Source organism: Caballeronia sp. (assembly GCF_049581465.1).
Lineage (GTDB): Bacteria > Pseudomonadota > Gammaproteobacteria > Burkholderiales > Burkholderiaceae > Caballeronia.
The window spans coordinates 1-3,535 of record NZ_JBAUSA010001412.1 but is presented as its reverse complement, the minus strand read 5'-3'; the positions used below and the strand labels follow the sequence as shown (position 1 = coordinate 3,535).

Sequence of the window (3,535 nt, the reverse complement as noted above, 5' to 3'; positions counted from 1 at the left end):
GCTGTCTCAGGTCAGCGTGGTTTATGGATCACTGACGACATCGATTATTGTTCTCTTCAGTCTCGAAGCGCTCGCAACGCTCCTGTTGTTCGGCGCTCAGTTGATCGCGGAATTCGAACGACTCAGCTTCGGTACGGATGAGGCGTACCGCACACCATTCCGAACGGACTGACAGACGGACCCACGGGGATTCGAGCACCGGCGCGTTTAGGTGCGGAGCTGCTTTCTGCTCGTTGCTTGCGACGACGTGTTGGCGTTGAGGTGCTGTTGACGTGTCAGGACAGACGAAGTGTCAGGACAGACACCCTAGTGGGAAACGCAGATCCGGTTTTGCACCTTGATACGTTTTTATAATTATTCGCATACCTATATATTGTCATTTGTCGCATTTGCCGATCTGCATCGGATGCCCCGTTTAGGCCAGACGGAGGTGTGCGTAGTTCTGCCACCTCCGTCTCTTCACCGCTCCCTTTAGAGATCGCGGACGTCTCCTTCAACAACGTCCCGTGTGGCCATCCAGTAAGGTTGGCGGTTGTAGTACTCGTGCACCGATGAACCCCACTGCGGGTCCGCCATTGACGGCCAATGGTCCTTGTCGAAGCCTGGGGCGTTCTTGATACGGTCCGCCGTCATGTCGAGCAGGTGGAAGCACTTCTCGTCCGTATCCAGTGTGAGCGCCCCCCAGGGAATCGCGTGTAACGAATCGCCCATCCCGAGAAATCCGCCGCTTGACAGTACCGCGTACGCGATTCGGCCACCGCGTACATCAAGCATGATCTCTGTAATTTTGCCCACGTGTTCACCATCCGAGGTGAATACCTTGTTGCCGTCGAGCGTAGCCGCCGCCATCACGTATGGGCCAGGGCCGTCGGCCATGGTGTTGCCGACTATTTGCGCGCCTGTTCCACTCGCCGCTTGCTGCATATTGGGGTCAAGGTTGATCATGATGTACTCCTGAGGGATTAGAATCTATATCGAGCAATCGGCATGCCGCAACGAGAAGCGGCCAGCGTGCGTCTGCTCCGGGAATGGCCGTTGCGGCAATAGATGTACGGACTCTTTTACCGAGTCAACCTCCAACGGCGACGACATGTCGAAAAAGCTTCTTCTGGCCGATGACGATTGCAGCGCGATTGCTGCAGTGGCGCTGTTTTTTGAGTCTCAGCAGTTTGAAGTGCAAACGGCACCCGATGGCATCGCAGCGCTACACCTCTGCGCTGCCTGGCACCCGGACGCCGCATTTCTCGATATCGACATGCCCGGCGCGAGCGGATACGAGGTAGCCAGGAAAATTCGCCATATGGTGCGAGCGGGAAAGCGAACACTACTTGTTGCCGTAACGGGAGAGAGGCCTTCGGACGAAGTCGCCGGGAAATGCCACGCTGCGGGCTTTGACCTTTACGTCGCCAAGCCCGCAGATCTGAACGCGCTTCTCCATTTTGTTATCCAGAGGATCTCTCGTTGAATCGGACAATGCACTACCGCTTCGTCAAGATTGAGAGACGTCGCGGGCGAATTTACTTCGCATGGCAGAAAGAATTAACATCGCGCGAACCGGCACGGGGATTGCGCCTACGAGCAAGCGGTATTGCGCCACTTGGCGGCAATAAACCGCATAACGAACCAGGGAGGTTGTCATGCGAGTTATCAAGAGTGCCTTAATTGCAGCTGTGGTTATTAGTTTGTCCAGTGGCGCCTACGCGCAAGGCGCTGGCGGCGGTGCGGGAGGCGGAGGGGGCGGGGGATCAGCAGGCGGCGGTGCGGCCGGTCAAGGCGGCACTGGCATGGGCACCCCTAACGGGGGCGGACCGACCAATGCAGTATCGGGATCATCAGGCTCGAGCACGATGAACAAAACATCCGGGACGTCAAAGAAGAAGACGACCAAAAAGAGCTCAATGGATGCGCCTGCGTCAGGCGGGTAACGTCTGAGGGCAGTTGGAGGAGCGCTAAGCCAAACCACCGAGTGGGTCGCGGCTTTCTGAGGCTTAGTGCAATCTTCGACGACACAGTACGTATCAGAATGCAGACGCATATATCGACACGTCCGCGACCGCGCAAGGTGGAGTCAAAGCTACCGGTCGGCAAGTCCCGTGCAGGGTGCGCTTTGTATTTTTTCGAGCATCTGCGGGACCACCAAACGAACAATGCTAAAGCTGCGCGCCGCGGTCCATTAATTGCGGCTCAAGTCCAACAGCGACGCTAGAGGCGACCCATAACACGACGGATCGAAGCAATGTAAAGGTCGCCAGTGGCGTTGTAATTAATCGCGGCTCATAAAGCGGTTGGTTCGTCGATTGATGGGTACCTAACCTTGCGACCGATGAAACGATGGCCGTCAGCAAGTCATGAAGGCGGTCTCTAGTGGCTTATTGAGTTTTCCGCGCGGTGTTCTATAGACGTTTAATGGAGGCGATTATGGCAACAAATCTTAACGAAGATGAAATTCGCGCTAAGGCTTATGAGTTGTGGGAGAAGGCAGGCTGCCCCGAGGGAAGGGCAGAAGATTATTGGGCGCAAGCTCAAATGATTCTATCTGGTGGTGCTGCGAGCGACGCATCGGAGTTCGAACCGTCCGGCGTTGCACCGGATGGCGTGTTTGATGAAGACGCGCCCGTGAAGTCTTGACGACAGACGTTACACGGTCCGCCGGCTGTTACAAGTTGCACGTCGTTGTGGCGCGCTGCCTTGCTTTGTGCGCCCTCGGCGCGTACGAAGCGTCGAATGCAGACGTCCCCCACGTTTTGCAGCGGCGACGCGTGCTTGCGGCTTGGCGCCGCCAGCGAAACGGCACATCAGGTAAAAACAGACACGCGTGACGGCGCGTGAAGGTATCAATTTCTCAATTGTGTTCTGGAGCTTGCGATGACGGTTAAAACCCTAAACGACTTATTCATTCATGCGCTGTCCGATGTATACAGCGCCGAGAAACAACTGACCAAGGCGCTGCCAAAGATGGCCCGCGCGGCGACAAACCCGGATCTCTCGGCGGCGTTCACCACGCACCTGAACGAAACCCATGGGCAAATCGAGCGTATCGACCGCATCGTCGAAGTGTCTGAAATCAAACTCAAGCGAATCAAGTGCGCGGCGATGGAGGGACTTGTCGAAGAGGGGCAAGAGCAAATTGATGAGGTTGAAAAAGGTCCCGTTTTGGACGCGGCACTTATTGCCGCCGCGCAGAAGGTCGAGCACTACGAGATTGCTACATACGGCACGCTCGCAACGCTCGCCAAGAAACTGGGTTATACCGACGCGGTCGAGTTGCTGCTCGAGACGCTAAAAGAAGAGAAAGCAACGGACGAAAAATTGACCATTCTCGCGACGCAGGAGGTGGCGGAGGAACTCGTCGGAAAATGATCGAGTTTAGAGGCGCGTTGGTCGGCGCGGGCTCGATCAGTTTAAAGGGGGCGAGGTGATGGCGTCGCCTTCGATAGGCCTGTTCCAATTCGAGATTCAATGCGGTACCGATAAACGTCAAGTGCTGGGCATTTTTGTTGCCGAACGCACGTGCTGTTGGTTGGGTAACTATTTT

4 protein-coding genes and 1 pseudogene are annotated in these 3,535 nt (G+C 56.0%); 4 read left to right on the top strand and 1 reads right to left on the bottom strand.

The features are described 5' to 3' along the window. Nucleotides 1–172: pseudogene (locus WCA53_RS34180) on the top strand (ribonuclease R); the annotation flags it as partial. 299 nt (nucleotides 173–471) lie between these two features. Here the strand turns inward: WCA53_RS34180 and WCA53_RS34175 are convergent. Further along, complete coding sequence (locus tag WCA53_RS34175; protein ID WP_423922651.1) at nucleotides 472–945, bottom strand: PRC-barrel domain-containing protein; 474 nt, start codon at nucleotides 943–945, stop codon at nucleotides 472–474. 145 nt (nucleotides 946–1,090) lie between these two features. On the opposite strand from WCA53_RS34175, the gene WCA53_RS34170 reads away from it, so the two are divergent. The 3 genes from WCA53_RS34170 to WCA53_RS34160 all read left to right on the top strand — a co-directional run bounded on the left by WCA53_RS34170 (nucleotide 1,091) and on the right by WCA53_RS34160 (nucleotide 3,360). Beyond that, nucleotides 1,091–1,465 carry a response regulator gene (locus WCA53_RS34170; RefSeq protein WP_423922648.1) on the top strand — a complete coding sequence of 125 codons (375 nt, stop codon included), beginning with the start codon at nucleotides 1,091–1,093 and terminating at the stop codon, nucleotides 1,463–1,465. 953 nt (nucleotides 1,466–2,418) lie between these two features. Further along, nucleotides 2,419–2,628 carry a DUF2934 domain-containing protein gene (locus WCA53_RS34165; RefSeq protein ID WP_423922643.1) on the top strand — a complete coding sequence of 70 codons (210 nt, stop codon included), beginning with the start codon at nucleotides 2,419–2,421 and terminating at the stop codon, nucleotides 2,626–2,628. A gap of 237 nt (nucleotides 2,629–2,865) precedes the next feature. After that, complete coding sequence (locus tag WCA53_RS34160) at nucleotides 2,866–3,360, top strand: ferritin-like domain-containing protein (RefSeq protein ID WP_423922639.1); 495 nt, start codon at nucleotides 2,866–2,868, stop codon at nucleotides 3,358–3,360. Nucleotides 3,361–3,535 lie beyond the last annotated feature (175 nt).